Raw genomic sequence first — 25,912 nt, 5'->3', positions numbered from 1 at the left:
CATCACAGGCCGGTAACAACCTTCCTCTACTAGTTTAGCAGGTAAAAACCGGAACCCCCTACCCGGTCACCGTTCCAGGAAACCGGCGGCCTCGCCGCGCGGCTCGCTCCACCGCCGCGTCACGCCGGTCACCTTCCCCGGCCGGTCCGGCGGGCCCGCGACCTGCGGCGGGCCGTCGAGCGGATCGGCCTCCAGCAGCTCCAGCAGCCGCTCGCAGTCCTCGCGGGTCCCCTCCGCCACGACCTCCACGCGGCCGTCGCTCAGGTTCGTCGCGCTGCCGACCAGGCCCAGCTCCAGCGCGCGCGCCCGCACCCACCAGCGGAAGCCCACGCCCTGCACCCGGCCCCGCACCCACGCGGTCAGCCGCACCGTCTCCTGCTCCACGTCCCCCATCGCGCCCTTCCCGGCCCCCTCTTTCCCGAACCTGGGAAGCCTAATACCGCGCTCGGCGGGGCTTGGGCTGGCACACCGGGCAACTGTAGGACGAGCGGTTCATGAACTCGTCGCGGCGGATCGGCGTCCCGCAGCGGCCGCACGGCTCGCCGCGGCGCCCGTACGCCTCCAGAGACCGCTCGAAGTAGCCGCTCTCGCCGTTGACGTTGACGTAGAGGCTGTCGAACGAGGTGCCGCCGACGGCCAGGGCGGCGCCCATGACCTCCCTGGCGGCCTCCAGCACGCGCGCGGCCTCCGCGCGGGTCATCGTCTCGGTCGGCCGCGCCCAGTGCAGCCTCGCCCGCCACAGCGCCTCGTCGGCGTAGATGTTGCCGACCCCGCTGATGAGGGACTGGTCGAGCAGCGCCCGCTTGATGCCCGTCTTGCGGCGGCGCAGCGCGCGGTAGAACGCCTCCGCGTCGAACGCGTCCTCCAGCGGGTCGGCGGCGATGTGCGCGATCGGCTCGGGGACGAGCGCGGCGGCGTCGAACGCGTCCGGCACGAGGTCGGTCACCATCAGGTGACCGAACGTCCGCTGGTCGACGAAGCGCAGGTCGTGGCCGCCGTCGTCGAACACCATCCGGACCCGCAGGTGCTTCTCGCGCTCCCGGTCCGGCTCGCCGACGAGCAGCTGCCCGCTCATCCCGAGGTGCGCGAGCAGCGCCTCGCCCGGGTCGCCCTCCGCCTCGGCGCGCAGCGGCAGCCACATGTACTTGCCGCGGCGGCGCGGGGCGAGCACGGTCCGGGCGGCGAGCCGCCCGGCGAAGTCGGCAGGGCCGGCCTCATGGCGGCGGACCGACCGCGGATGCAGCACCTCGGCCGACGCGATCGTCCGGCCTGCCGTCCACCGCTCCAGCCCGCGCCGGACGACCTCGACCTCGGGGAGCTCAGGCACCGGCGAGCCCGGCCGAGCGCGATCCCTTCGGCCCTGCCTGCGGCTGGGGCTGCGGCCGGTTCTCCGGCTCCGCGACGGCGCCCGCCTGCCCCGCCTGCCCCGTTCGCCCGGCCTGCTCGGCCGCCTCCCGCTGGACGACGATCTCGCGGATCGCGTTCCAGGCGGCCTCGGCGGCGTGCTGCTCGGCCTCCTTCTTGCTGCGGCCCTCACCGGACCCGTAGGTCGCCCCGCCGACCCGCACCGACGCCCGGAACGTCTTCTGGTGGTCGGGGCCGCTCTCGGCGACGTGGTACTCGGGGACGCCCAGCTCCTCGACCGCGGTCAGCTCCTGCAGCGAGGTCTTCCAGTCGAGGCCGGCGCCGAGGCCCGCCGAGCGGGCGATCAGCGCGTCGAAGAGCCGGTGCACGAGCGCGGACGCCTCGTCCAGCCCGCGGTCCAGGTAGACGGCGCCGATCAGCGCCTCCAGGGTGTCGGCGAGGATCGAGGCCTTGTCGCGGCCTCCGGTGCCCTCCTCGCCCCGGCCGAGCCGGATGTGCGCGCCGACGCCGAGGGCGCGCGCGACGCCCGCCAGCGCCCGCATGTTCACCACCGCGGCGCGCAGCTTGGCCAGCTGCCCCTCGGGCAGGTCCGGGTGGCCCCGGAACAGGGTGTCGGTGACGACCAGGCCGAGCACCGAGTCCCCGAGGAACTCCAGCCGCTCGTTGGTGGGCAGGCCGCCGTTCTCGTAGGCGTACGAGCGGTGCGTCAGCGCCCGCTCGAGCAGGTCGGCGGTGACCTCGACGCCGAGGGCGGCGCTCAGTTCCGCGCGGTCGGGAGCGGGTTCGGACGACTTCTTGCTCACAGGCCCTCCTTGGAGGCCGGGCACCGCGCAGGGCGCGGTCGCCGCTGTGGCGCGGCGGCCGGGGAGGCCGCGACGGCGAGCAAGCACGACGCGTCCGGGTCGCCCCGGAAGGACGCCGTCCGCGAAGACGAGGTGCGCGCCGGTTCGGATGATCCCGGCGTGCACCACGGCTCCGGGCGCAGGGTCCGCGCCGCTCACCACGCCGACGTCACGCGCCGGGGTGGTCGGGGTTGCCGCGCGTCCGCGAGGGGCGGCCGCCCGCCCGCGCCGTTCGGCGCGCACGGGCGGATCCGCCCCCCGGGGATGCGAAAAGGCTCAGGCCGACGGGGCGATGACCTGCCGCCGGTCGTAGGTGCCGCACGTCGCGCACGCGGTGTGGGGCAGCTTCTTGTCACGGCACGTCGGGCACTCGACGAGGGTCGGCGCGGTGGCCTTCCACTGCGAGCGCCGGTGCCGCGTGTTGCTGCGCGACTTCTTCCGCTTCGGGACGGCCACGTCAGCCCTCCTGCTTTCCTTGTTGGTCGACTGATCCACGGGGACCGGAGTCCCCGCGTCCCCCCTCGGGAGGCTCCGGCGACAGTTCGCCGGCGAGGTCCTGCAGCGCCGCCCAGCGCGGGTCGGCGACGTCATGGTGGTGGTCCGGGTCGTCCGCCAGCCGTGCGCCGCACTCCGCGCACAGGCCGGGACAGTCGTCCCGGCACAGCGGCGAGAGCGGCAGCGCGAGCAGCACCGCGTCCCGGAGCACCGGTTCGAGGTCGATCAGATCGTCCTCGAGTCGGAGCTCGTCGTCGTCGGCGTTCCCGCCGGAGCGGGTGTCAGGATAGACGAAGAGCTCCTGGAAGTCCGCCTCGAAGGTCGAGGCGATCGGGTCCAGGCAGCGGGCGCACTCCCCCTCCAGGGGGACCGTCGCCGTGCCCGTGACGAGCACCCCCTCCAGCACCGCCTCGAGCCGGAGGTCCAGCTCGATCGCGGCGCCCTCGGGGACGCCCACCATCTCGACGCCGAAGTTCTCCGGAGCCGGCACGGACAGGCGCATCTCCCGCGACGACCCGGGTTGCCTGCTGAGAGCTCGGGTGTCGAGCACGAGCGGGGCGTTGGGATCGAGGCGAGTCAGCGGAGTCCTGCTTTCGTGAGGCATGGCGAACTGCGGCCGCCGTAATGGCCGATGTCCCAGGGTACCGAACACCGGCCGATGCCCCAACTCGCGCCCCTCCCACCAGCGCCGCCCGGGCCGGCGCCGCGGCGGGCGACTCCGCTCGGGGCGCCGGTCAGGTCTGCTGCTGCAGCCGTTCCACGAGGCGGTCGTGCACGAGGTCGGGGACGAGGCCGGAGATGTCGCCGCCGAACTTCACGACCTCCTTCATCAGGCTGGAGGACAGGAAGGCGTACTCGGGGTTGGTGGCCATGAACAGCGTCTCCACGCCCGCGATGCGGTGGTTCATCTGGGCCATCTGCAGCTCGTACTCGTAGTCGCTGACCGCCCGCAGCCCGCGGACGATCACCGGGATGTCCTGCTCCTTGCAGTAGTCCACGGTCAGCCCGTAGAACTTGTCCACCTTGACGTTGCCGTACTCCTTGACCACGGCCGTGATCATGTCGGCGCGCTCGTCGACGGTGAACAGGCTCTTCTTGTTCTTGTTGATCAGGACGGCCACGACCACCTCGTCGTAGAGACGGGAGGCGCGGCTGATGATGTCGAGGTGCCCGTTGGTAACGGGGTCGAACGATCCCGGACAGACGACACGGCGCACGGCGCGAACCCCTTCGGTCCCGGTTTCTGACCTGCGGCGCGAACGTACCAAATCCGGTTCGGCCCGCTTTCACCCGGGCTGCTCGGTGCCCGCCGCAGGTCGGCCGCCGGTCGCCGCCGGTCAGCCGCCGAGCGCGTCGAAGATCTTCGCGGCGATCGGGCCGGACTCGATGCCGTAGCCCTTCTTCTCCGTCATGACCGCGACCGCGTACCTCGGGTCGCTGGCGGGCCCGAAGCCGATGAACCACCGGTCGTTGTAGGGCTCGTTCTCCACGTCGGCGGTGCCGGTCTTGCCGCCGGCCACCGAGGTGCCCCGCAGCTGCTTGCCGGTGCCCTTCGCCACGACGGCCTTCATGAGGTCCCGCATCTGGCTCGCCTGGTCGGACGTCAGCGGACGCGCCATCACCTTCTGGTCCGCCCGCTGGACGACCGACCCGTCCGCGGCCCGCAGCTTGTCCACCAGGTACGGCTGCATGATCTTCCCGTCGTTCAGCACCGCCGCGGCGACCAGCGCCATCTGCAGCGGGGTGGCGACGGTGCTGCCCTGGCCGATCGAGCCGAGCGCGCTGAGCACCGGCTGGCCGGTCTCCGGGAACGCGCTGGGCGCCGCGGACATCCCGTCCGCGATCCTGATCCGGGAGCCGAAGCCGAACTCGCCCGCCTGGTCGTGCACCGCCGCGTTGCCGGGGTTCTGCGCGCCCATGTAGGCGAACGTCGTGTTGCAGGACTGGGCGTAGGCGTCGATGAGCGGGATCGGGTTCTGGTCGCACTCGCCGCCGATGTCGCCGGCGTCGTTGTTGATCGGCTGCCCGCCGCCCGGCGCCTGGTAGCTGCGCCCGGCGCGGACCTGCGAGTCCTCGCTCTTGCCCGCGCTCAGGGCGCTGGAGGCGACGATCGTCTTGAACGTCGAACCGGGCGGGTACACCTCGCCGGTGGCCTTGTTCAGCAGCGGCTTGAGCGGCTCGGAGTTCAGCCTGTTGAAGGCCGCCTGCGACTTGTCCCCGCTCAGGACCGACACGTCGTTGGCGTCGTAGGACGGCGTGGAGGCCATCACCAGGACGGCGCCCGTCTTGGCGTCGATGGCGACGGCCGCCGCACGGCGCGCGCCGGTGGCCTGGAGCGCCTGGTAGGCGGCGCGCTGCGCCTTGACGTTGATCGTGGCCTCGACGGTGCCGCCGGGGATGTGCTTGCCGATGATCTTGTCGACGAGGTTCGTGGTGGCGAGCCGCGAGTCGCTGCCGTCCAGGAAGTGGTTCTCCGCGCCTTCGAGCCCGGTCTCGGTGAAGGGCGAGAAGTATCCCGTGATGGGCGAGAAGACCTTGCTGTCGGCGTAGTGCCGCTGGTACGTCTTGCCGTCCGAGGTGAGCTCCGACCAGGCCAGCCGCTGCCCGTCGGCGACGATGGGGCCGCGCTCGACCTTGTTGCGGTTCTGCAGGCGGCGCGCGTTGAGGCTGCTGTCCCGCAGGTCCTGCGCCTGGAAGCCCTGAACGTAGGTGATGTTGGCGAGCAGCGCGACCGTCATCGCCAGCGCGACGACCCACGTGGCCGCCAAGGCGCGGTCGATCCCCGGTCTCATGCCCAGGCCCCTACCCCGCGCATGACGCCCGATCCGTCATCGCCGTCGACTCCCAGGTGACTCTGGGCGGCCGTTCAGGGGGCGTTCAGCCGCCGAGCGCTCTGCCGTACCAGAACACGGCCTCGCCGTAACGCCGGTCGCGTTCCCCCTCGTACCCGTCCGGCCAGACCAGGTTATGGCCCCGGACGGACCGCTCGACGACGACCAGCGCGTCCGGGGCCGTCCAGCCGTGGTCGCGCAGGTCTTCGAGCAGGCCGGTGACGGCGGCGTCGGCGAGGGCGTAGGGCGGGTCGGCGAAGACCAGGTCGTACGGCTCGTCCGGCGCGGTGCGGGCGAGCCGCTCCACCTTCTCCCCCATCGGGACGGCCCCGGGCAGCCCGAGCGCCGCGGCGTTCTGCCGGATCACCTTCAGCGCCCGCGGGTGCGACTCGACGAGCAGGGCGTGCGCCGCGCCTCGCGACAGCGCCTCCAGGCCCACCGCGCCGGACCCCGCGTACAGGTCGGCGACGCGCAGCCCGTCCAGCGGGCCGAGCAGGGCCAGCACGGTGGAGAACAGGCCCTCCCGCGCCCGGTCGCTCGTCGGCCTGGTGTCCCGTCCGGCCGGGACGGCCAGCCGCCGTCCGCCCGCGCTCCCCGCGATGACCCTGGTCATCCGTCCAGTTTCGCAGGATCCGGGGCCCTGCCGCGTCGCCGCGGGTGCCGTGCTGCGGGGCCGGGCACCGGTCCGGGGCTCCGGGCGGCGGGCTCCGACGGGCCGTCCTGACTCGATCGACCGCCACGGGTCGTTGCGGAAGGTGCACAAACGACCACCGGGACCGTTGTGAACCTGTCCCCAAATACGGGGATCGCCGTTCACTTCGACTACGTGACGTGTCAACGTGCTCGCAGGTTGTGCGACCAACCCCCTCCCCCTCAGGAGCATCTGTGCACCACGGTAGGAGAATCGCGGTGACGGCCGGAGCGACGGTTCTCGGCCTCGCCGCCATGAGCGGCGTGTCGAACGCCGACGCCTCCCGGCCCCCCGCCGACCGACCGTCCCTCCGGCTCGCGCCCGCCGCGCAGCCGGCGGGACCCCACAAGCTCAAGGCCCGGAAGCCGGCTCGTCCCGCCGAACACCGCCACCGCGCGAAGAGCGCCGTGCACAAGGTGAAGCGCGCTCGGCCGGCCGCCAAGACGGTCGCGAAGGCGAAGCCGGCGGCACCCGTACTGGACCTGCATCTGAACGCCACCCTCGCCTACGACCAGCGCACGAACACCGCCGGCGCCGGTCTCGACCTGGGCGCGGGCGTCAGGACGCCGGATGGCGAGGCCGGCCTCCGGGTGCGGACCGGCGCGAGCGTCGGCCTCAACGACGCCACGCTCAACGCGGGCGCCCGCGTGGACGGGAACGCCAGGACACCGGCCGGCGGCGCGAACCTGAAGGTGCAGGCCGGGACGACCCTGTCGGCGGGACGGCGGCTCATCAGCGGCAACGCCGAACTGGCCGCCGGGCTGGCGCCGGCGGGCGGCACGCCCGTGTCGGCGCACGTGAACCTCGGCGCCTGCGTCGGCAGCGGCTGCGAGCAGGCCCCCGCGCCGCCGAGCCCGCCGAGCCCGCCGACCCCGCCGCCCACCTCACCGCTTCCGCCGTCGCCGCCGACGCCGCCCCCGGGCCCCACCACCCCGCCGAGCCCGTCTCCGGCGCCGCCCGGGCCGCCGTCGGCGCCGCTGCTGCCCGACCTGCCGTCCGCGCATGGCGGCGGGCTCGGGTCCGGCGTCTCCGCGTCGGCGTACGTCCCGCCGAAGGGCCTGCCGTTCACCGGCACCGACGCGCTGCCCATCGCCGCGCTCGGCCTCGCCGCCGTCACGGCCGGGGCCGCGGCGATCGCCGCGACCCGCAGGCGCGCCGCGGCACGCGAGTCCTGACCCGCGTCCACGGTCCAGGGGCGCCCTCGTCCGGGACGCCCCTGGACCGTTTCGGCTTCAGAGCCGCTGCGAGGACGCGACCGTCCACCCTCCGCCCGTCCGCCGCAGCAGCAGGCGGTGGAACGAGACCGGGTCCTTGTCGGTGCACGCGCCCTTGCAGTCGCCGACGGCGATGAGCGCGGTCAGCCCCCGCGGCCCGTCGCCCGCGCGCAGGCCCAGCTCCACCGGCGTCCCCGACGCGACGGACGGATCCCGGTAGACGGCGCCGAGGACCCCGCGCGCCTGCGCCCCCGGCCACGGGAGGCCCGAGGTATCGGCGCGCTGCGACCCCGCCTTGAGCGTGTAGAGGGTGTCGAGGAGCCACCGGTTCCCCTGCCTGACCATCGTCGCGCGCATCGGGTCCGACAGCAGGCGCGGCGACGCGCCCTCGGCGCGTACCGTCCGCTTGACGAACGACAGCACGCTGACGCTGCCGGACGCCGCGCCGACCACCGCGGAGTCGACGACGTCGGTGGTCACCGACCCCTTCTTGTCCTGGAGCTCCTTGCGGTAGCCGCTCGCCGCGAGCTGCCGGTCGTAGTCGGCGCCGTAGCGCGGCGTCGACACCTGGTGCGCCGCCGCCACGTTCCGGTCGAGCGAGGAGTGGTCGAAGCTGAGCACCGTCTCGACCGCCTCCGAGGCCGGCGCGATCGCCGCGCTCGCCGCCGCGGGCGGGGCCGCCTGGTCGGTGGACGCCGTGGCGGGCGCGTCCGGCGAGCCGTTCGCCAGCACCGCCCAGGCCGTCCCACCGCCCGCGAGGACCGCGAGCGGCACCGCCACGAGCGCCGCGCGGCGGCCGACGCGGTGGGTCGGGCCCCGGACCGTGTCGGGCGTCGGCGGCTCCGGTCCGGTCCCCGCCGCGGCGAAGCGGTCCGGCAGGGGCGGCGTGCGCCGGTCCCCCGCCAGCTGCGCGCCGGTCGTCAGCGCGCCGCCGTCCCTGGGCACGGGCGGGACGTCGCGGCCGATCAGGTCGAGCAGCACCTGCTGCGCCTCGGGACGCCGCGCCGGGTCCTTCGCCAGGCAGGCGGCGACGGAGCCGCGCAGCGTCCCCGGCAGGGGCGACAGGTCCGGCTCGTAGTGCAGGATCCGGTGGAACACCGCGGAGATCGAGTCGTTGCCGAACGGATGCCGGCCGGTCGCGGCGAACAGCATCGTCGCGGCCCAGGTGAACATGTCGACGCCGGTGCCGAGCTCGGCGTCGGTCACCTGCTCGGGCGCCATGTAGGACGGCGTCCCGACGACGCCGCTGCCCCGCGCCGCCGCGTCGCCGATCAGCCGGGCGATGCCGAAGTCGATGACGCGCGGGCCGTCCGGCCCCATCAGCACGTTCGACGGTTTGAAGTCGCGGTGCAGGATCCCCGCGCCGTGGATCGCCGCGAGCGCGGTGACCGTGCCGATCGCCAGCCGGTCCAGGTCGGTGCCGGCGCGCGGGCCGCGCTCGGTCACCAGCCCGGTCAGCGACGGGCCCGGCACGTACTCGCTGACGACGTACGGCGTCTCGGCGGACACGTCGGCGTCGACGACCTGCGCCGTGCAGAACCCGGCGACCCGCTCGATCAGCTTCAGCTCGCGCTCGAACCGGGCCCGCCACTCGGGGCTGCGGCTCAGCTGCGCGCGCAGCAGCTTGACGGCGCCGTGCATGCCGTCGTCGCGGCGGCCCAGGTAGACGACGCTCTGCCCGCCCTCGCCGAGCCGTCCGAGCAGCTCGTACCGCCCCAGCCGCCCCGGGTCGTCCGGCCGCAGTGGGGCAACGGGCGTCATCGGCTCTCCTCCGTCGCGTGGACCGCCACGGGAACACCTACCCGCGCGGGCACCGTCCGGCCCTTACCTTCCGGTGCCACGTTAGACGTCGGTGATCGTCCGTGAGTTCTCGGTCACCGCCCGCCGACCGTCCCGCGCAGGTCTTGAAGCGAGCAGGGCGCCCCACCCCAGAACGTCCCGCCCGCATCGAGACCGGCGCGGTGGAGGTGAGAGCGGGCCGCCGGCGCCGTGCCACGCCGGCGGCCCGCCCGCGGGCCCGCGTACGCCTACGCGAGCGCCCAGCGGACCTGGGTGCGCACACCCGGGTCCGGGTCGGTGAGGGATTCGGTGAGCGCCGTGACCACCTCGGGACGGTCCGCGGCCCACTGCTCCAGGGCCCGCACGGCGGCGCGCCGCACGTCCACGATCCGGTCGCCGAGGGCCCGGACGAGCGGCTGGACGGCGACGTCGGCGCGGGCCCGGCCGAGCGCCCGCACGGCGCGGCGCCGCACCTGCCAGCTGGCGTGCGCGGTCGAGGTGACGACGCGCCCCTCCAGCGGTCCGGGGACGCCCAGCTCCGCCGCCGCGTCGAGCGCGGCCATCCGGACGACGGGGTCGTGGTCGCCGAGCAGGTGCTCCAGCGCGGTGAGCGCGGCGGGGCCGGACAGCCGGGCGAGGCCCTCGGCGACGGCGACCCGCACCTCGCGGGACGGGTCGTCGGCCGCGTCGGCGACCTCGGGCACGGCGCCGAGCGCGACGAGCCCGAGCACGGCCTGGATCCGGACCTGCGGCTCGTCGTCCTGCAGGCCCTGCGCGTACAGCTCCCCGGCGCCGCGCGAGAGGATCGCGAGCAGTTCGGCGGCGGTGTCGCGGACGAGGCGGTCGCGGCCGCGGGCGGCGGCGAGCCGCAGCGCGCCGATGCCGTCCTCGCCGATGTACAGCTCGGGCAGCCGGCGCAGCGCGTCGGCGGCGCGGCCGCGGACGTCGCCGTCCTCGTCGGCGAGCGCCCAGGCGAGGGTGTCGCCGGCGCCGCGCGGCGCGTCGCCCGCGCGGACGGCGGCGGTGAGCGCGGTGACCGCGGCGGCGCGGGTCGCGGGGTCGGTCGCGCGGAGGGACTCCTCCACGTCGTCGAGCCGGGTGATCGTCATGGTGTGGCCTCCTGGAAGCCGTCGGTCCTGGACGGGCCGGGCGGGCGCCCGGACCCCGGTCGGGATCAGCGACGGGAACACAGGGCGCTGGCCACGCGCCGCAGGTCGACGTGCAGCCGGGCGACGAGGGCCGAGTTCGGGGTCACGCGACCATCGTGGCGGCGATCCGGCCAAAAGTCAACTTAATCGGTAGGAATTACGTCTTTTCCAGGAAGCCGGCGCGGTCCTCGTCCAGCAGCGACGCCAGCACGGTCGCCAGCCCCGGATGGCCGGACAGGTCCGGATCGGCCTCGACCAGCGACGTCGCCTCCTCGCGCGCGTCGCGGATGACGTCCTCGTCGCGCTGCAGCGTCAGCAGCCGCAGGCTGGACGCGCGGCCCGCCTGCGCCGCCCCCAGCACGTCGCCCTCGCGCCGCTGCTCCAGGTCGAGCCGCGACAGCCGGAACCCGTCCGTCGTCGAGGCCACCGCGTCCAGCCGCTCGCGCGCCTTGCTCCCCGGCTCCGCGTCGGTCACCAGCAGGCACAGCCCGTGCAGCGACCCGCGCCCGACCCGCCCGCGCAGCTGGTGCAGCTGGGACACGCCGAACCGGTCCGCGTCCATGATCACCATCACGGTCGCGTTCGGCACGTCCACGCCGACCTCGATGACCGTCGTCGCGAGCAGGACGTCCAGCTCCCGCTCGGTGAAGCGGCGCATCACCGCTTCCTTCTCGTCCGGGTGGAGCTTGCCGTGCAGCACCCCGATCCGCAGCCCGGACAGCAGCTCCTCCAGCTGCGGCAGCAGCTCCATGATGCCGAGCGGCGACCGCCGGCCCTCCTCGTCGCCGGCGGCGACGGCGTCGCCCTCGTCGCCCTCCTTCTCCCCGATGCGCGGGCAGACGATGTAGACCTGCCGGCCCTGCCCGACCTCCTCCCGGATGCGCTCCCACGTCCGCGCGAGGAAGTTCGGCCGCTCCGGCGGCACCACGTGCGTCTGGATCGCCGACCGGCCCGCCGGCAGCTGCCCCAGCACCGACGTCTCCAGGTCGCCGAACACCGTCATCGCCACCGTCCGCGGGATCGGCGTCGCCGTCATCACCAGCACGTGCGGACGGCCGCCGTCGACCTTCTCGCGCAGCGCGTCCCGCTGCTCGACGCCGAACCGGTGCTGCTCGTCCACCACCACGAGCCCGAGGTCCGCGAACTGCACGGTCTCCTGCAGCAGCGCATGCGTGCCGACGACGATCCCGGCCGTGCCGGACGCCGCGTCCAGCAGCGCCGCCTTGCGCGCCTTCGCGCCCTGCGACCCGGTGAGCAGCGCCACCCGCGTCGCGTGCTCGGCGCCGCCGATCTGCCCGGCCTGCGCCAGGTCCCCGAGCATCCCGGTGATCGACCGGTAGTGCTGCTGCGCGAGCACCTCGGTCGGCGCGAGCAGCGCCGCCTGCCCGCCCCCGTCCACCACCTGCAGCATCGCCCGCAACGCGACCACCGTGTTGTGAGTCGGCGTCCATCCGTCCGTCACGTAGAGGTGACCGGGATGGGCGACGGAGATGCATTGCACCTCCTTGCGGCCGACGTACTCGATCGCGCGGATGCCCTTGCGCCTGCGCTCGTACTTCGTCCGCGGCCTCAACCGGCTCGCCTTGCGGGACAGCCGGAAGGGCGGGAAGGCGTTCGGCAGTGCGACGCTCGTCGTCCAGTAGGGCTTGCCCATCTTCATGGTCTGACGGCACCGGGCGTAGCCACCGAGCGACCGGGTCAGCCAGGCGACGTCCTCCGCCAGTCGCCGCGAGGCGGAGAGCAGCCTGACGTCCCTGCCCTCGGCTCGCAACGTCCCGTCCGTGTCCAGCAGCCCTTGCAGCAGCGCATGCCGCTCTTTCGCCGATGCGTTCAGATAGCCGGCCGGAACGAACTTGTCGTGCGCCCCCTTGCCGTAGACGCCCAGGTCCCGTAGAGCGGCGATGACCGGGTTTCCCGCACCGCGTCGCTCACCGAGAATCGACCAGTCGAGTGGACGATCCGCTCGCTGGACGAGCCTGCATCCATCGGGCACCAGTTCCCCGACGGCATCGACGATCTCCCGGTCCTGCGTCGATATCGCCAGCCGCCCGTACTTCATGAATCCATCGCCGAGCAGGACGCCCAAGAGGTAGGGATCGATCGGGCGGGCGATCGGCGCGTCCAACTCGGGCGCCTCGACCAAGGGCAGGTACCACTTGCTGACTCCGGACTTGCGAAGCAGGTCCTGGCGCAGTTCGCGCGTCGTCAGGACCTTGAGATCACTCCCGCGGTGCCAGCCCGTGTCGGTCTTCACCGCCCAGAGATGCTCGTCATCGCATTCGACCGAGGTCCCGTCGGAGAACACGAGGCGGTAGACCTCCCGTTCGCCTTGCGGGAACACGCCCGTCACCACCGTGACCTCGCCCTCGGGCGTGATCACCTCGTCCCCCGCCCGAAGGTCGCCCATCGGCCGGAATCCGCCGGGCGTCAACACGCCGGCGTCGATCGGCTGGGCCTTGCCGGCGCCGACGTCGCCCTGGAGGAGGCGGTGCATGGGGTGTTCGAGGGCCAGGTCGGCGGCGATCTCGTCGCCGACCTCGCGCTGGCCCTTGGTCAGCTCGAACGGCAGGCGGGCGTCGAACTCGGCGAGGACGCCGCCGAACGACGGCGGGCGCGGCTTCGCCGGGAGGGTGGCGGCCGCGAGCCGGCGCTGCGCCAGCGCGACCTGCACGACGAACGCCTCGTCCCACTTCAGGCGGGCGCGGGCGCGGGTCAGCTCGTCCCAGGACTTCGGCCGGTGGATCCCCTCGTACGCCTCGCGGAGGCCGATCAGCCCGCGGCGGCGCAGCAGCGCCTCGGGCATCGGGTCGGCGGGCAGGTCGAGCTGGTCCAGGACCATCCCGACCGACATGCCGATCGTCTCGATGTCCAGGCCCTTGGTCGACGGGTAGATCGGGATGATCTCGTCGGCCCACTCCTGCGCGGCCTGCTCGGCGGTCCGCTCCGCGACGACCTTGTACTGCGGGTGGGTGAGCTGCCGCTGCACGTTCCCGCTGCGCGGCCGGTAGGTGCTGATCTTGCCGGCGAACAGGCCGCGGGTGCCGGGCGACAGGTCCTTCTCCGGGCGGTAGGAGCCCTTGCGGCCGAAGAAGCTCAGCTTGAGCTGCCCCGTCCCGTCGGTGACGGTGATCTCCAGGACGTAGCCGGGGCTGCGGGTCAGCGAGCGGCCCTGCACCTTCACGACCTCCGCCATGACGGTGACGTGCTCGCCGTCGAGCAGCTCGTTCAGCGGCGTCAGCTCGCCCCGGGTGGCGTAACGGCGCGGATAGTGGTGCAGCAGGTCACCGGCCGTGTGCAGGTCGAGGCCCTTCTCCAGCACCTTGGCCGTCTTGTCGCCGAGAACCTTGCGCAACGGCTCGTCGAGATTCGCCACGGACCCTTTCTAGCCCATGGCGGCGACACGAATCACTCGACTCCGATGAGCAGCGGGTAGCGGCGCTGCGCCCCGTCATAGAGGGCGACCTCCACATCGGGACGGCCGTCGCGCAGCTGGTCCTCCAGCCGCTCGGCCAGCCCGGGCGGGGCGTTGCGCCCGGCGATCAGGGTGACGAGCTCGCCGCCGCCCGACAGCATCCGGTCCAGGACGCGCCGCGCGACCTCCGCGATGTCGGCGCCGATCGTCGCGACATCGCCCTCGATCAGGCCGAGGACGTCGCCGGGCCGGCACAGGCCGACGCTCGTCACCGCCTCCTGCGCGGCGACCTCCAGGTGCCCGAACCGGGTGGCGCCGGCAGCGCGGGTCATCGCGATGACGTCGTCGCCGAAGCGGCGCAGCGGGTCGTGCACCGCGAGCGCGGCAAGGCCCTGCACGGACGCCTTCGCCGGGACCACCGCGATGCGGGCACCGCCGTCCCGCGCGCGCTCGGCTGCGGCCTCGGCGAGCGCGAGGACCTCCGGCTCGTTCGGCAGCACCACCACCTCGTCGCCGGCCGCGAGGATCGCCTCGGCCAGCACGGCGAGCGGCGGCACCGCGCCGGGCTCGCGCCGGACGACCCGGGCGCCGGCCTCCTCGAACAGCGCGGCCAGCCCGTCGGCGGCGGTCACCGCGATCACGGCGCGGCCCGCGTGCGGCCGGTGCTGCTCGTCCGGGGACGCGGCGTGAAGGTAGGTGACGCGGATCCGGTGCGGGCGCCCGGCGGCCAGGCCCGCCTCGATCGCGGCGCCCGCGTCGTCGACGTGCACATGGACGTTCCACAGGCCGTCGCCGCCGACCACGACGAGGGAGTCGCCGAGGCCGTCGAGCCTCTCCCGCAGGTCGTGGACGGCCGCGTCCGGCGCGTCCAGCAGGTACATGACCTCGTAGCCGGGTCCCTGCGGTTCGGGGCGCGCGGCCGGCGGCGGCGTCGCGCCGGCGGCACGGGCGGGGACCTCGTAGTGCTCGGGGTACTCGTCGGTGACCACGGCGGCGAGCGCGTCGAGGACCACGCACAGCCCGGCCGCGCCCGCGTCCACGACGCCGCTGCGGGCCAGCACGTCGAGCTGCCCGGTCGTGCGGCGCAGCGCGCGGCGCGCCCCGTCCGCCGCCGCGCGGGCCGTCCCCTCGATGCCCGTCGCGGACGCCTCCGACGCCGCCGACGCCGCCGCGCCCAGCACGCTCAGGATCGTGCCCTCGACGGGATGCTCGACCGCCGCCCTGGCCAGCACCGACGCGTGCTCCAGCGCCTCCGCGAGGGCCTCGCCCCCCGTCCGCGCCGGCGGCGAGCCGAGCACGTCGGCCATGCCCCGCAGGACCTGGCTGAGGATCACCCCGGAGTTGCCCCGCGCGCCCAGCAGCGCGGCCTGCGCGACCGCTCGCCACGTGTCCGCCTCGCACGCGCCGGAGGGCAGGGCGTCCGCCGCTTCCGCCGCAGCGAGGACGGTGAGGTGCAGGTTCGTTCCGGTGTCGCCGTCGGGGACGGGGAAGACGTTCAGCGCGTCGATCTCCCCGCGGGTGCGGCCGAGGGCGTCCGCCGCGAGCCTGCACCACCGCCGCACCGACGCCGCATCAAGGACCATCGGGTCATCTTGCAGTGCCCTCCCCGCCGGGCGCCAGAGCCCTGACCGCGGCTTCGATTCGCTTAGTCAGGGACCGTTCGGCTAGTCTGATCCGTGCGCCTCGTCCGAGGCGCGATCAGTGAGCGCCCACGATGCCCGGCCCCGCCCGAGGCGGCGACGGGCGGCGCTCCGGTAGAGCATCGACACCACTTGGAGTTTCCCGTGGCTTCCGTCTGCGACGTCTGCGGCAAGGGACCCGGTTTCGGCATGCGCGTCTCCCACTCGCACCGCCGCACCCCGCGCCGCTGGAACCCCAACATCCAGCGCGTGCGCGCCGTCGTGAACGGCAGCACCAAGCGGATCAACGCCTGCACCTCCTGCATCAAGGCCGGCAAGATCGTCAAGCCGACCGTCTGAACCGCGGGACGCGAGCCTGAGCCGGTTCATCGGGACAGCCCGGTGAGCCGGTTTTCGCATGCCCGGACACTTTTGACACACGGCCTTGATGCACGGATTCGACGCGCGGCGCCCGGCCGTCACGCGAGCGCGTGACCTGACCGGTGGAGGCGACGCCGGAGGCGAGGCCCTCGGGCCGGGATTGCGAGTTAACGCCACCGCCAGCCGTGGTCGACGGGCCCGATGCCGGCGCCGAGCGGGAAGCCCGCGGCGATCGCGCCGGTGACGTACTCCTTGGCCTTGCCGACCGCCGCGGGGACGTCGTCGCCGAGCGCGAGGTGGGAGGCGATCGCGGACGCGAGGGTGCAGCCGGTGCCGTGGGTGTGCCGGTTGTCGTGCCGCGGCGCGGTGAAGCGGTGCTCGTGCTCCCCGTCGAACAGCAGGTCGGCGGGCTCGCCGGGCAGGTGGCCGCCCTTGATCAGCACCCAGCGGGGGCCGAGCGCCTTGACCGCCTCGGCGGCCTCGCGCAGGCCGGCCTCGTCCACCACCTTGACGCCGGTGAGCTGCTCGACCTCGTACAGGTTCGGGGTGGCGACGGTCGCGGCGGGCAGCAGTGCCGAGCGGACCGCGTCGACGGCGTCGGGCGCGAGCAGCGAGTCGCCGTGCTTGGAGACGCCGACCGGGTCCACGACGGACGGGGCGTCGGAGGCGGCCAGCGCCTCGGCGACGGTCTCGACCAGCGCGGTCGACGCCAGCATCCCGGTCTTGATCGCGTGCACGCCGATGTCGGACAGCACGGAGTCGAGCTGAGCGCGGACGGCCTCGACCGGCAGCTCCCAGTAGCCCTGGACGCCGAGGGAGTTCTGCGCCGTGACGGCGGCGATGACGCTCATCCCGTGCACGCCGAGCGCGAGCATCGTCTTCAGGTCCGCCTGGATCCCGGCGCCGCCGCCGGAGTCCGAGCCCGCGATGGTGAGCACGAGGGGCGGGGCCTGGCGGGGCGCGGGCGCGTTCTGCTGCATGGCATCCACTTTATGGTGATCCATCGCGCGGCGCGGCTCCCGGCCAGGGGAGCTCACAGGATGGCGCAGGCCAGCTTGTTCATGACGCAGTAGGTCGGCTTCCGCGGCGTGCCGTTCGCGGTGAAGACGAACTGGGCGGAGCGTCCGGGCGCGAGCCCCGTGCGGCCGCGGACGTAGGCGAGCTGCCCGGTCTTCACGACGATGGCGCCGCTGACCGCGCGCACCGTCACGTTCGGGATCTTGAACGCGAGCGCCCAGCGGGAGATCGCCTTCTGCCCCTGGTTGGTGACGGTGCCGGTGGCGCGGAAGGCCGTGGTGGTGCGGGAGACGACGTGGAAGGCGATGACGAGCCCGTCGGGGCGGCTCGCGCGGCTGGCGCGGTTGCCCGGCCCGCGCTGGGAGACCGTGCTGTCGCGCGGGTTGGTGTCGACGGGGTTCTTGGGGGCGCCGCCGGCGAAGTTGAGGGAGATCTGCTGGGTGCTCAGCGCGTAGGCGACGACGCCGACGGCGATGACGAGCGCGACGATCGGCAGCATCGGGACGGGGAGCGCGGACACGAGCCGGGCGACCCGGGCCCGCGTCGAGCGCGAGGAGGCCGGGGAGGCCGCGGTGTCCGCGGCGGGCGCGGCGGGTGGCTGCGCGATGCCGTCGGCGGCGGGACCCGCAGTGGGCCCGGACGGCGGCAGGGAGGGGGCGGGAGCGCCGGGGACGCGGTCGTCGCGGCCGGCCATGGCGGCGGGGAGGTCGCCCGGGTAGTCGCCGGGATAGGGCTCGAAGCGGCGCGGGTCCGGGGGGCCGTGCTGGCGCTGCGCGGCCGGCGGCGGGCCGGCCGGGGAACCGGGCGAGGAGGCGGGAGGGTAGGGCTCGTAGGAGAAGAACACCTGGTCGTCGGTCGGGCCGGAGAAGGCCTCGTAGGACGGGCCGGGAGGGGCTCCGAGGAACGAACCCGCGGGCGCCGGATCGTCCGGCGCGGGCTCGTCATCGGGTCGCTCGCGCTTGGTGTGTCGTCCCATCCCATTCCTCTTCGATCACAGGATGTATACCAAACCAGTACCAAACATGCCTACCGGATGAGGGAAAGCGCACCCCGTCGGCACCCGGCGTCGACCGGCCGTTCACCCCCGGAAATGGTCCCATCCGGAGGCGTCCGGAACGCGCCCGTCGACGCGCACTCCCGCACCTTTCCGTACGGTTCCGATCACCGTCCAGGACGGGGGCGGCGGCGAATCGGGCGGGAAGGCGCCGGCGAACGCGTGGTCCTCGCCGCCGGTGAGCACGTGCCGCAGCCCGTCCGGGCCGAGGACCTCCGGGACGACCAGTCTCGCGGAGTCGACGTCGATCCGCACCCCGCTCGCCTCGGCGAGGTGCCCGAGATCCTGGACGAGGCCGTCGCTCACGTCGAGCAGAGCGGTCGCGCCCGCGTCCCGCGCCTCGGCGCCCGCCTCGTACGGCGGCTCCGGGCGGCGGTGCGCGGCGAGCAGGTCGGCGGGCCCGTCGCGTCCCTCGGCGAGCAGCGCCAGCCCGGCGGAGGCGTGCCCGAGCCGGCCGCGCACCGCGACGAGGTCGCCGGGACGGGCGCCGGACCGGGTGAGCGGCGCGCCGCCGCCGAGGTCGCCGAGCGCGGTGATCGCGAGCGTGACCTCGGGGGCGCCGACCACGTCGCCGCCCGCGACGGACGCGCCGGCGCGGCGGCACTCGTCGGCGAGGCCGTCGTAGAGCCGCTCGGCCCAGGCCGTCTCGGTGGACGGCGGCGCCGCGAAGCCGACGAGCAGCGCGGTCGGGCGGGCGCCCATCGCGACCACGTCGGCGAGGTTCTGCGCGGCGGCCTTGCGGCCGATGTCATAAGGGCCGGACCAGTCGCGGCGGAAGTGCCGTCCCTCGACGAGCAGGTCGGTGGTGGCGGCGACCCGGCCGTCCGGCGCGGCGATGACCGCGGCGTCGTCGCCGGGGCCGAGCAGGACGGCGGGGCCCTGCGGCAGCCGCCGCGTCAGCCGGCCGATCAGCCCGAACTCGCCCAGCTCCCCGATGGTGCCCATCCGCCCCGTTCCCGCCCTCTCACCGCCCGGCGCCCGTGTCCCGCCGGCCTCGTCCGGCCCGTGAATGGGCTGTGCGGCCCCCGAACGCCCACGGCGCCGCCTAACACGATACGGTGACCGTCCGACGGCTAATTCTCCGCCCAGGGGAGGACGTGATGGTGCAGGCCTACATCCTCATCCAGACCGAAGTGGGCAAGGCGGCCGAGGTCGCGGGGCACATCTCCGGAGTTCCCGGCGTGACCCTGGCGGAGGACGTCACGGGACCCTACGACGTGATCGTCCGAGCGGAGGCGCGGAATGTGGACGAGCTGGGCAAGCTCGTCGTCGCGCAGATCCAGACGGTCGAGGGCATCACACGGACCCTCACCTGCCCCATTGTCCACATCTGAGCTCCGGTTCCGCTGGGCGCCGCTGCTGCTGGCTCCGCTGATGCTGCTGCCGGCCGCGTGCGGGGACGGCGCGGTGGAGGTCCCGGTTCCGCATCCGGACGCGGCGACGCAGCGGCTCTGCGAGGGGCTTCGCCTGCCGGCGAAGGTGCACGGTCGGTCGCTGCGGGACACGAAGCCGGATTCGCAGCTGACGGCGGCGTGGGGGTCGCCGGCGATCGCGCTGCGCTGCGGCGTGCCGATACCGGCGGCGCTGCGGCAGACGTCGGAGCTGGTGGACATCAACGGGATCAGCTGGTTCGGGCAGCCGGTGGACCGTCCGGTGACCTGGACGGCGGTGGGGCGGCAGGCGTACGTCGAGGTGACCGTCCCGGCGAAGTACCGGCCGGCCGGGGACGTGCTGATCGAGCTGACCCCGGCGATCAAGGCGACGATCCCGGCGAAGCCGGAGGGGCAGATCTAGGCCGTCCTCGTCACGCGCGGGCGCCGTCGCCGCCGGGCAGGATGAGCCGCGCCATCTCGGCGAGCCGGTCGGCCATGCGGGTGTAGGAGGTGTAGCCCATGCCGGCGTGCAGGAGCGCGCCGGAGTAGGCGAGTTCCAGCGCGCCGAGGACCGCGGGGTCGTCGTGGTCGCCGAGGGCGTCCCGCAGCCGGGTGCGGATCGCGACGCCGACGCGGGCGCGCAGCTCCCGGACGTCGGGGTCGGTGCCGAGCATCGCGGTGGTGCACGCCGCGGCGAGCTCCGGCTCGTCGGAGACCAGCAGCGCGATCTCGCGCAGCACCCGCTCGACGCGGCCGGCGACGTCGGGGTCCTCGCCGGTCTCGACGGGCGGCAGCGCGCTGAGGCGCCGCCAGAACACCTCGGTGATCAGGTGGTTCTTGGACGCGAAGTAGGTGTAGGCGGTGGCCGGCGCCACGCCCGCGCGGCGGGCGACGTTGCGGACGGTCAGCCCCTCGTAGCCGGTGTCGCGGACCTCCTCGACGGCGGCGTCGGTGAGCCGGCGCACCGTGTCGGCCTGCCGCGGCGTGAGACGGCGGCGCGGGGGCTCGGTCGACACTTCTCCGGACACATGTCCAGACATTAGTTCAATGCCCGCCGCCCCGGCAACTCGTTAACTCTCCGTTATCACGGGTAACAGTCCGCTGTCCGGAGCGCCGCGTTTCCGGCACCACAGCGAACGACCGACGCGCCTGGGAAGGGAACCCGATGCGCACTCTCCTGGTCCATCCCAGCGGACTGATGTACTCGGAGATCTTCCTGCGGCTGGAACCGCTCGGGGTCGAGCGGGTCGCCGCCGCGCTGCGCACCGCGGGCCACCAGGTCCGGCTGCTGGACCTGCAGGTCTTCACCCACGACGACCTGCGCCGCGAGCTGCGCGAGTTCCGGCCGGAGGCCGTCGGGTTCGGGGTGAACTACCTGGCCAACGTGCCGGAGATGATCGACCTGGCCAAGGAGGTCAAGCGCCGGCTGCCGGAGTGCTTCGTGTTCGCCGGCGGGCACAGCGTCTCGTTCATCGCCCAGCACGTCCTCGACCAGGCGAACGGGGCGCTGGACGCGGTGCTGCGCGGGGAGGGCGAGGTCGCGGCGCCGCTGCTGCTGCAGGCCGCGCGCGACGGCGGGCTCGGCGAGGTGCCGGGCGCCGTGACCGCCGACGGCACCTGCAAGAAGGTGCCGCTGCTGCTCGACAGCCTGGACGCGCCCCGTCCGGCCCGCGACCTGACCCGGCGCCGCCACAAGTACTTCATCGGCGTCCTGGACCCGGCCGCGTCCATCGAGTTCACCCGCGGCTGCCCGTGGGACTGCTCGTTCTGCAGCGCCTGGACGTTCTACGGGCGCACGTACCGGAAGGTGTCGGCGGAGGCCGCGGCGGAGGAGATCGCCTCGATCCGCGAGCCCGGCCTGTTCATCGTGGACGACGTCGCGTTCATCAAGCCCGAGCACGGCGACGCGATCGCCGCCGAGGTGGAGCGGCGCGGCATCCGCAAGGAGTACTACCTGGAGACCCGCGCGGACGTCCTGCTGCGCCACCCCGAGGTCTTCGAGCGGTGGCGGCGGCTCGGCCTGAACTACATGTTCCTCGGCATGGAGGCGCTCGACGAGGAGGGGCTCGACCGGTACCGCAAGCGGACCAGCCCGGACACCAACATCAAGGCCCTCGAACTCGCGCGCCGGATGGGCCTCACCGTGGCCATCAACCTGATCGTGGACCCGGCCTGGGACGCCCGGCAGTTCAGACTCGTCCGGGAATGGGCGCTGTCGGTGCCCGAGATCGTCAACCTCACCGTGATGACGCCCTATCCCGGCACGGAGATCTGGCATACCGAGTCCCGCAAGCTGACCACGCGCGACTACCGGCTCTTCGACATCCAGCACGCGGTGGTGCCGACGAACCTGCCGCTGTACGAGTTCTACCGCGAGCTGGTGAAGACGCAGTCGGTGATGAACCGCAAGCACCTCGGCGTCGCCGCGGCGGCGCAGACGCTCGGCATCATGGGCCGCCACCTGTGGCACGGGCAGACGAACTTCGCCAGGTCGATCTGGAAGTTCCGGTCCGTCTACAACACCGACCGGCAGTACGGCGACCACCTGCGGAAGGTCCGCTACGAGCTGCCGGTGCCCGACCACCGCTCCGTCGGGCCCGCCGGCCGCAAGGAGCTCTACATCCACGAGCGCCAGCGCTGACCGCACCCCGGGAGGGGGATCCGGTGGGGCGGGTGGGATTCGAACCCACTCAGCATTGCACCTGTTTTACAGACAGGCCCGACTCTCCCGCGTCGGCGCCGCCCCGGGCGCGGGCCCACGGCCCGCCCAGTACCTCCGGAGGGATTCCAACCCCCAGCACACGGCACCTCATGCCGCTGTCTCTACCGTTGGACTACGGAGGCGTGCGTGCGGCTCCCGGGATTCGAACCCGGAACGTCCACCATCTGAGGATGGCCCCTCTGCCTGTTGGGGTAGAGCCGCAGGTCTGTGCGAGGCGTCGCTCGCGGCGGCTCGGCCAGGGGCCTCTAGGAGAGGGGATACCGGCCGGGGCGGGCGTGCGACGCCGAGGGCAGTCGAAGTCGTAGCTGCTCCATCGCCATGGCCGGTCCTCCTCTCGAGGTCTCGTGTCGCCGTCTTCGACGGGCTGACGTGTCCTACGGTGCCATCCGCGCCGGACGGCCCGCAACGGATTAAACGCGCGGCCGGCCCGGCGTCATCCGCTGGACGTGTCGTCCGGCAGCGACCAGCCGAGCAGGACGAGCAGCCAGAACGCGACCATGAGCCAGCCGAGCGCGATCCCGGTGATCGCGAAGCCGAGGCCGCGCTGCCGGGAGCGGCGCACCCGCGCCCACGCGATGTGCCCGGCGACGATCGCCGGGATGGACGTCAGCCCGCACGAGATCAGCCCGACGAGCCCGCAGGTCAGCGCGTAGATCGAGGCGTGGTTGTAGGACGGCTTGCCGTACCCGTTCGGGCGGGCGGCGGCCCCCGGCGCCTGGGTCGCCGGGGCGTAGCCGGGCGCGGTGCCCTGCGGATACGGCGCCGGGCGCGCGGCGACCGCGTCGGCGTACTTCTGCCATGACTCGGCCTCGGCCGTGCGTCCTTGCATGCCGAGCATCACCGCGAGGTTGCGCATCGCGGACGGGTCGCCCGCCTGCGCGGCCTGCCGGTACTGCCGTTCGACGAGCGCGTCCGCCTCGCCCGCCGCGAGCGCCGGGGAGGGCGCGGGCCCGGGCGGGGGTGTCGGAGCCTGCGCCGGGCGCTGCATGGAGGCGTGCGCAGCGGGCGGCGCAGAGGCGTGAGCAGGGGGCGGTGCCGCGGAGAGGCCCGCGTGCCGTGGGGGCGGCGGACTCGCCGGGCCGCCCGCGGAGGCGGCGTGCCCCGGCGTCCCCGCCGACGTCATGCCGGTCCGCGAAGCGCCGGCGGGCGCCTGCCGGGGCGCGCCGCCGGAGATCAGCCGGTCCAGGAGCGCCTGCGCGGACGGGCGGCGCGCCGGGTCCTTCGCCAGCGCCGCCTCGACCGCGCTCCGCAGCGTCCCGCTCAGCCCGCCCAGGTCGGGCTCCCCGCTGACGATCTGGTGGATGATCGCGGGGATCGAGTCGCCGCCGAAGCAGGGGCCGCCGCGCGCCGCGAACGCGACGGTCGCGCCCCACGCGAACACGTCGGACGCGGGGGTCGCGCCGCGCCCGTCGAGCTGCTCGGGCGCCATGAACGCGGGCGTGCCGACGATGCCGCCGGTCGCGGTGAGGCGCGTCCCGTCCACCGAGCGGGCGATGCCGAAGTCGATGACGCGCGGGCCGAACGTGGACAGCAGCACGTTCGCGGGCTTGAGGTCGCGGTGCACGACGCCCGCGTCGTGGATCGCGGTGAGCGCGGTCGCGATGCCGACGGCGACGGCCTCCAGGTCGGCGCCGCGCAGCGGGCCGTCCTTGGCGACGGCGGCGTCCAGGCTGGGGCCGTTGACGAACTCGGTGACCAGGTACGGCGGGTCGGCCGCCGGGTCGGCGTCGAGGACCGGCGCGGTGCAGAAGGGGCGGACGCGCTGCGCCGCCGCGACCTCCGCCTGGAACCGCGCCCGGTACTGCTGGTCGGCGGCGTACTCGCGGCGGATCACCTTGATGGCGACCTTGCGGCCGGTCCCGTCCAGCCCGACGTAGACCGTCCCCATCCCGCCCTCGCCGAGCCGGTCCGCCACCCGGTAGGGGCCGATGCGATCCGGCAGGTCGGCTGGCGGCACGGCACGTTCTCCTCAGGACGGGACCACTTTCCCCAAGCCTGGCATATCCGGGCAGCGGGCGTGGCCTCCGCCGGGTCACAGGTCGAGGGTGATCCGCCCTCCGGTGGCGCGCGAGACGCAGACCAGCATGGAGTCGTCGCCCTGGTCGGACGGCGCGCGGTCGTCCACAGCGCCGGCCAGCACGCCGGTCCGGCAGGTGCCGCAGAAGCCCTGCCGGCAGGAGTAGGCCACGTCCGGCAGCTCGTCCCTGATCACGTCGAGCGCGGACCGGTCGGCGGGCACCGCGAGGGTGCGGCCGCTGCGCCGCAGCTCCACCTCGAACGGCTTCCCGCCGACGATCGGCGGCGGCGCGAAGCGCTCGTAGTGCAGGGTCGCGTTCAGGCCGACGGCGGCGCGGACGGCGTCGATCATCGGGGCGGGGCCGCAGCAGTACACGGCGGTCCCGTCGGGGACGTCGCCGAGCAGGTCCGCGGCGGACGGCACGCCGTGCTCGTCGTCGGTGCGGACGGTCACGCGGCCGGCGGGCAGCTCGTCCAGGAACGGCAGGGACGCGCGGGTCCGGCCGGTGTAGACCAGGCGCCAGTCCGCGCCGAACCGGTCGGCGGCGACGGCCATCGGCAGGATCGGCGTGATGCCGATGCCGCCGGCGAGGAACACGTACCGGTCGTGCGCGAGGAACGGGAACGCGTTCCGCGGTCCCTGGACGGCGACCGGTGCGCCCTCCCCCAGCTCGTGCATCTCGACGGATCCGCCGCCCCCGTCGGGCAGGCGGCGGACGGCGATCCGGTAGGCGCGCCGGTCGGCGGGGTCGCCGCACAGCGAGTACTGGCGGCGGCGCCCGGACGGGAGCAGCACGTCCAGGTGGCCGCCGGGCTGCCACGGGGGCAGGACGCGCCCGTCGGGGGCGGCGAGCCGCAGGCTGACCACGTCGTCGGCCTCGCGGCGCACCTCTCGCACGGTCAGGCGCAGCGTCCGGTCGACGGGCCGGACGGCCGGCGGGGCGGGGGCGCGCAGCGCGCGGAACCGCTGGATGCCGTTGAACGCGGCGTTCACCGCGACCCAGAACGGGTCGCGGTCGCGGCGTCCCCGCAGGTCGGGCGGGATCATCGCAGGGCCGCCCGGGCCGCCGGGGACGCGGCGAGGTAGGCCAGCGCCTGGCTGGTGGACCCCTCGTCCAGCGGGCTGTAGGTGCGCCTGAGGTAGCGCCGCACGGACGCGCCGACCATCCGGCCGTCCGGGGTGAGGCCGGCCGGGCCGGTGCGCCGCAGGTGCCGCAGCCCGCCCTTGATCCGGCCCCGGACGATCGGGTCGCGGGCCATCAGGAAGCGGTGCCCGCGGTGCCACAGCGCCCCCAGCATGGTGATCGTCTCGCCCATCGCGCGGAGCCGGGCCGCGTACGAGCCGTCGAGGTGCATGAACAGGTCGTGCGCGACGTGCCGGTGCTCGACCTCCTCGGCGCCGTGCCAGCGCAGCAGGTCCAGCATCATCGGGTCCGCGCCCGCCTCGTCCAGCGCCTTCGCGTTGAGGATCCAGTCGCCGAGGACGCCGGTGAAGTGCTCGATCGCGGCGATCAGCGCGATCCGCTCGAACAGCCAGGCGCGCTTGCGGTCGCCCTCCAGTCCGCGGTCGCCGAGCAGGTCCTCGAAGACGAACTCGACCTGCCGGACGAACGGCCGCACGTCTAGGCCCTGCTCGACGAAGTGGTCGAGGACGGCGTCGTGGGAGGCGGCGTGCATGGCCTCCTGGCCGATGAAGCCGAGCACGTCCTCGCGGAGCCGGTCGTCGCGGATGTACGGGACGGCCTCCTTGAAGACCTTGACGAACCACTCCTCGCCGGCCGGCAGCAGCATGTGCAGGACGTTGATGAGGTGGGTGGCCACCGGGTCGCGGGGGATCCAGTGCAGGGGGACGTCCGACCAGTCGAACCGGACGTCGCGCGCCTGCAGGACGATGTTCTCCGGCTCCGGGGGCCGTACGGGCGGACGCTGGACCGACATGGGCTTCCCTCCGGC

At 74.1% G+C, this 25,912-nt stretch carries 23 protein-coding genes, 3 tRNA genes and 2 pseudogenes; 5 read left to right on the top strand and 23 right to left on the bottom strand.

The genetic code is table 11. The features are described 5' to 3' along the window. Positions 1-66: 66 nt before the first annotated feature. The 8 genes from amrb99_RS23780 to rsmD form a co-directional block, all read right to left on the bottom strand. On the bottom strand, positions 67-393 hold the full coding sequence (locus amrb99_RS23780; RefSeq protein ID WP_190859719.1) for an acylphosphatase: 327 nt from the start codon (positions 391-393) through the stop codon (positions 67-69). A gap of 40 nt (positions 394-433) precedes the next feature. Beyond that, positions 434-1,327 carry a bifunctional DNA-formamidopyrimidine glycosylase/DNA-(apurinic or apyrimidinic site) lyase gene (mutM, locus tag amrb99_RS23775; protein ID WP_190859717.1) on the bottom strand — a complete coding sequence of 298 codons (894 nt, stop codon included), beginning with the start codon at positions 1,325-1,327 and terminating at the stop codon, positions 434-436. Beyond that, positions 1,320-2,126, bottom strand: a complete 807-nt coding sequence (rnc, locus tag amrb99_RS23770) for a ribonuclease III (RefSeq protein WP_190859853.1) — start codon at positions 2,124-2,126, stop codon at positions 1,320-1,322. Before rnc ends, mutM begins: the two co-directional genes overlap by 8 nt. Before the next feature lie 357 nt (positions 2,127-2,483). Then, positions 2,484-2,663 (bottom strand): 50S ribosomal protein L32, encoded by a 180-nt coding sequence (gene rpmF / locus amrb99_RS23765; protein WP_151545395.1) that lies wholly within the window; start codon positions 2,661-2,663, stop codon positions 2,484-2,486. A 1-nt stretch (position 2,664) separates the two neighbouring features. Continuing rightward, positions 2,665-3,306 carry a YceD family protein gene (locus amrb99_RS23760; RefSeq protein WP_190859715.1) on the bottom strand — a complete coding sequence of 214 codons (642 nt, stop codon included), beginning with the start codon at positions 3,304-3,306 and terminating at the stop codon, positions 2,665-2,667. 130 nt (positions 3,307-3,436) lie between these two features. After that, a complete protein-coding gene (coaD, locus tag amrb99_RS23755; RefSeq protein ID WP_190859712.1) occupies positions 3,437-3,919 on the bottom strand; it encodes a pantetheine-phosphate adenylyltransferase in 483 nt (160 codons plus the stop codon). Between the two features lie 120 nt (positions 3,920-4,039). Further along, positions 4,040-5,494, bottom strand: a complete 1,455-nt coding sequence (locus tag amrb99_RS23750; RefSeq protein ID WP_190859710.1) for a penicillin-binding transpeptidase domain-containing protein — start codon at positions 5,492-5,494, stop codon at positions 4,040-4,042. A gap of 85 nt (positions 5,495-5,579) precedes the next feature. Next, the gene (gene rsmD / locus amrb99_RS23745) at positions 5,580-6,146 is read right to left on the bottom strand and encodes a 16S rRNA (guanine(966)-N(2))-methyltransferase RsmD (protein ID WP_190859708.1); all 567 of its coding nucleotides are present in this window, start codon (positions 6,144-6,146) and stop codon (positions 5,580-5,582) included. A 296-nt stretch (positions 6,147-6,442) separates the two neighbouring features. Between rsmD and amrb99_RS23740 the strand changes: the two genes are divergently transcribed. Continuing rightward, complete coding sequence (locus amrb99_RS23740; RefSeq protein WP_190859706.1) at positions 6,443-7,399, top strand: hypothetical protein; 957 nt, start codon at positions 6,443-6,445, stop codon at positions 7,397-7,399. 57 nt (positions 7,400-7,456) lie between these two features. Here amrb99_RS23740 and amrb99_RS51380 read toward each other — a convergent pair whose 3' ends face one another. From amrb99_RS51380 to amrb99_RS23720, 5 genes and pseudogenes are all read right to left on the bottom strand, one after another. Beyond that, positions 7,457-9,199, bottom strand: coding sequence for a serine/threonine-protein kinase (locus amrb99_RS51380; RefSeq protein ID WP_190859704.1), 1,743 nt, complete (start codon positions 9,197-9,199; stop codon positions 7,457-7,459). A gap of 266 nt (positions 9,200-9,465) precedes the next feature. Beyond that, positions 9,466-10,326, bottom strand: coding sequence for a HEAT repeat domain-containing protein (locus amrb99_RS23730; protein ID WP_190859702.1), 861 nt, complete (start codon positions 10,324-10,326; stop codon positions 9,466-9,468). Between the two features lie 196 nt (positions 10,327-10,522). After that, positions 10,523-11,797: pseudogene (locus tag amrb99_RS51375) on the bottom strand (ATP-dependent DNA helicase RecG); the annotation flags it as partial. Between the two features lie 222 nt (positions 11,798-12,019). Next, a pseudogene (locus tag amrb99_RS51370) lies at positions 12,020-13,738 on the bottom strand (OB-fold nucleic acid binding domain-containing protein); the annotation flags it as partial. Between the two features lie 32 nt (positions 13,739-13,770). Continuing rightward, positions 13,771-15,360, bottom strand: a complete 1,590-nt coding sequence (locus amrb99_RS23720) for a DAK2 domain-containing protein (RefSeq protein ID WP_190859698.1) — start codon at positions 15,358-15,360, stop codon at positions 13,771-13,773. 201 nt (positions 15,361-15,561) lie between these two features. Here amrb99_RS23720 and rpmB point away from each other — a divergent pair, with 201 nt between their 5' ends. After that, complete coding sequence (rpmB, locus tag amrb99_RS23715; protein ID WP_067632165.1) at positions 15,562-15,756, top strand: 50S ribosomal protein L28; 195 nt, start codon at positions 15,562-15,564, stop codon at positions 15,754-15,756. Between the two features lie 188 nt (positions 15,757-15,944). Here the strand turns inward: rpmB and thiD are convergent, their stop codons facing one another. From thiD to amrb99_RS23700, 3 genes are all read right to left on the bottom strand, one after another. Next, on the bottom strand, positions 15,945-16,757 hold the full coding sequence (gene thiD, locus amrb99_RS23710) for a bifunctional hydroxymethylpyrimidine kinase/phosphomethylpyrimidine kinase (protein ID WP_190859696.1): 813 nt from the start codon (positions 16,755-16,757) through the stop codon (positions 15,945-15,947). A gap of 53 nt (positions 16,758-16,810) precedes the next feature. Continuing rightward, positions 16,811-17,770 carry a cellulose binding domain-containing protein gene (locus tag amrb99_RS23705; protein WP_190859695.1) on the bottom strand — a complete coding sequence of 320 codons (960 nt, stop codon included), beginning with the start codon at positions 17,768-17,770 and terminating at the stop codon, positions 16,811-16,813. 102 nt (positions 17,771-17,872) lie between these two features. Beyond that, positions 17,873-18,793 (bottom strand): thiamine-phosphate kinase, encoded by a 921-nt coding sequence (locus amrb99_RS23700; RefSeq protein WP_190859693.1) that lies wholly within the window; start codon positions 18,791-18,793, stop codon positions 17,873-17,875. Positions 18,794-18,948: 155 nt separating this feature from the next. On the opposite strand from amrb99_RS23700, the gene amrb99_RS23695 reads away from it, so the two are divergent. Together amrb99_RS23695 and amrb99_RS23690 are read left to right on the top strand one after the other, a co-directional pair. Further along, the gene (locus tag amrb99_RS23695) at positions 18,949-19,182 is read left to right on the top strand and encodes an Lrp/AsnC ligand binding domain-containing protein (RefSeq protein ID WP_151542521.1); all 234 of its coding nucleotides are present in this window, start codon (positions 18,949-18,951) and stop codon (positions 19,180-19,182) included. Then, the gene (locus amrb99_RS23690) at positions 19,169-19,642 is read left to right on the top strand and encodes a DUF3515 domain-containing protein (protein ID WP_241755851.1); all 474 of its coding nucleotides are present in this window, start codon (positions 19,169-19,171) and stop codon (positions 19,640-19,642) included. Before amrb99_RS23695 ends, amrb99_RS23690 begins: the two co-directional genes overlap by 14 nt. Before the next feature lie 10 nt (positions 19,643-19,652). On the opposite strand, the gene amrb99_RS23685 is transcribed toward amrb99_RS23690, so the two are convergent. Beyond that, on the bottom strand, positions 19,653-20,249 hold the full coding sequence (locus amrb99_RS23685) for a helix-turn-helix domain-containing protein (protein WP_347256818.1): 597 nt from the start codon (positions 20,247-20,249) through the stop codon (positions 19,653-19,655). 137 nt (positions 20,250-20,386) lie between these two features. Between amrb99_RS23685 and hpnR the strand changes: the two genes are divergently transcribed. After that, positions 20,387-21,862: a hopanoid C-3 methylase HpnR gene (gene hpnR, locus amrb99_RS23680; RefSeq protein WP_190859691.1), complete on the top strand. Its 1,476-nt coding sequence runs from the start codon at positions 20,387-20,389 to the stop codon at positions 21,860-21,862. 24 nt (positions 21,863-21,886) lie between these two features. Here hpnR and amrb99_RS23675 read toward each other — a convergent pair. The 6 genes from amrb99_RS23675 to amrb99_RS23650 form a co-directional block, all read right to left on the bottom strand. Further along, a tRNA-Tyr gene (locus amrb99_RS23675) sits at positions 21,887-21,967 on the bottom strand. Positions 21,968-21,992: 25 nt separating this feature from the next. Then, a tRNA-Leu gene (locus tag amrb99_RS23670) sits at positions 21,993-22,065 on the bottom strand. Positions 22,066-22,070: 5 nt separating this feature from the next. After that, positions 22,071-22,144: transfer RNA gene (locus tag amrb99_RS23665), tRNA-Leu, on the bottom strand. A gap of 232 nt (positions 22,145-22,376) precedes the next feature. Beyond that, positions 22,377-23,900, bottom strand: coding sequence for a protein kinase (locus amrb99_RS23660; RefSeq protein ID WP_190859689.1), 1,524 nt, complete (start codon positions 23,898-23,900; stop codon positions 22,377-22,379). Between the two features lie 75 nt (positions 23,901-23,975). Next, positions 23,976-25,007, bottom strand: a complete 1,032-nt coding sequence (locus tag amrb99_RS23655; protein WP_190859687.1) for a PDR/VanB family oxidoreductase — start codon at positions 25,005-25,007, stop codon at positions 23,976-23,978. Further along, entirely contained in the window at positions 25,004-25,897 is an 894-nt protein-coding gene (locus tag amrb99_RS23650) for a metal-dependent hydrolase (protein ID WP_190859684.1), read from the bottom strand. The genes amrb99_RS23655 and amrb99_RS23650 overlap by 4 nt, the downstream gene beginning before the upstream one ends. Positions 25,898-25,912 lie beyond the last annotated feature (15 nt).

The organism is Actinomadura sp. RB99 (assembly GCF_014706005.1).
Taxonomy (GTDB): Bacteria; Actinomycetota; Actinomycetes; order Streptosporangiales; family Streptosporangiaceae; genus Spirillospora.
The sequence above is the reverse complement of the archived record's forward strand: the minus strand, read 5'-3'. Positions and strand labels throughout refer to the sequence as shown.

Excerpts from the sequence above, each read along its gene's own strand:
- amrb99_RS23750 (WP_190859710.1), bottom strand. The coding sequence starts at position 5,494 with ATGAGACCGGGGATCGACCGCGCCTTGGCGGCCACGTGGGTCGTCGCG.
- amrb99_RS23695 (WP_151542521.1), top strand. The coding sequence starts at position 18,949 with ATGGTGCAGGCCTACATCCTCATCCAGACCGAAGTGGGCAAGGCGGCC.
- amrb99_RS51380 (WP_190859704.1), bottom strand. The coding sequence starts at position 9,199 with ATGACGCCCGTTGCCCCACTGCGGCCGGACGACCCGGGGCGGCTGGGG.
- amrb99_RS23655 (WP_190859687.1), bottom strand. The coding sequence starts at position 25,007 with ATGATCCCGCCCGACCTGCGGGGACGCCGCGACCGCGACCCGTTCTGG.
- amrb99_RS23650 (WP_190859684.1), bottom strand. The coding sequence starts at position 25,897 with ATGTCGGTCCAGCGTCCGCCCGTACGGCCCCCGGAGCCGGAGAACATC.
- hpnR (WP_190859691.1), top strand. The coding sequence starts at position 20,387 with ATGCGCACTCTCCTGGTCCATCCCAGCGGACTGATGTACTCGGAGATC.
- amrb99_RS23730 (WP_190859702.1), bottom strand. The coding sequence starts at position 10,326 with ATGACGATCACCCGGCTCGACGACGTGGAGGAGTCCCTCCGCGCGACC.
- amrb99_RS23780 (WP_190859719.1), bottom strand. The coding sequence starts at position 393 with ATGGGGGACGTGGAGCAGGAGACGGTGCGGCTGACCGCGTGGGTGCGG.
- amrb99_RS23720 (WP_190859698.1), bottom strand. The coding sequence starts at position 15,360 with ATGGTCCTTGATGCGGCGTCGGTGCGGCGGTGGTGCAGGCTCGCGGCG.
- rsmD (WP_190859708.1), bottom strand. The coding sequence starts at position 6,146 with ATGACCAGGGTCATCGCGGGGAGCGCGGGCGGACGGCGGCTGGCCGTC.
- amrb99_RS23760 (WP_190859715.1), bottom strand. The coding sequence starts at position 3,306 with ATGCCTCACGAAAGCAGGACTCCGCTGACTCGCCTCGATCCCAACGCC.
- amrb99_RS23700 (WP_190859693.1), bottom strand. The coding sequence starts at position 18,793 with ATGGGCACCATCGGGGAGCTGGGCGAGTTCGGGCTGATCGGCCGGCTG.
- thiD (WP_190859696.1), bottom strand. The coding sequence starts at position 16,757 with ATGCAGCAGAACGCGCCCGCGCCCCGCCAGGCCCCGCCCCTCGTGCTC.
- amrb99_RS23705 (WP_190859695.1), bottom strand. The coding sequence starts at position 17,770 with ATGGGACGACACACCAAGCGCGAGCGACCCGATGACGAGCCCGCGCCG.